The following is a 717-nucleotide window of genomic DNA, read 5'->3' on the forward strand; positions in this document are numbered from 1 at the left end:
GTGGGGGACCTGGAGGCGGGGCGGGTCGCGCGGGGGGTTCTGACGTTCTGATGCCCGTGCTGGACGGCGTCCGACGGGGGCATGGCGGGAGTTGTCCACAGGTGGGGAAAATCCCGTGGGGCGTTGTCGGTGACGGCCCGTAGCGTGCCGGCATGACCTACCGAGATGTCGTCTCCCGACAGGTCCTGACCTGGGCCTGCACCGCGGTCGGCGCCCGTATGCCCGTGGCCATGGCCCCGCTCGCCCTGGTCTTCCTGGTGCGCGAGCGGCCCGGCGGCTACTCGCTGGGCGCGATCATCGCGGCGGCGTACGTCCTCGGGGAGATCGTCGGCGCCCCGGTGCTCGGCATGCGGCTGCGGCCCGAGCGGGCCCGGCGGCAACTCGCGGTCGGGCTCGCGCTCGGCGCGACGGGTTTCCTGGGGCTCGGGCTGTTTCCGGGCGCGCATCCCGTCGTCCTCGCCGGGTTCGCGTGTCTCGCCGGGGCCGCCCCTTCCGCCGCGACCGGTGGGCTGCGCACGCTGCTCAGCTCGCTGGTGCCGGAGCGGTCCGTGGCGCAGGCGCTGTCCGTCGAGTCGATACTCACGGCGGGCGTGTGGGCCGTCGCCCCGGCGGCCGTCGCGGGGCTGGCCCTCGGCATCGCACCCCGCGTCCCCCTGCTGCTCGCGGCCGGCCTCATGGCGTCCTCGGTCGGGGGGTTGTGGCTGCTGCCCGCAGGGT

At 75.5% G+C, this 717-nt stretch carries 1 pseudogene; it reads left to right on the forward strand.

The window, feature by feature from the left end:
* Positions 1 to 152: 152 nt before the first annotated feature.
* Positions 153 to 717, forward strand: a pseudogene (locus JHN45_RS52340) (MFS transporter); the annotation flags it as partial.

This window comes from Streptomyces sp. MBT53, from assembly GCF_016654115.1.
GTDB lineage: Bacteria > Actinomycetota > Actinomycetes > Streptomycetales > Streptomycetaceae > Streptomyces.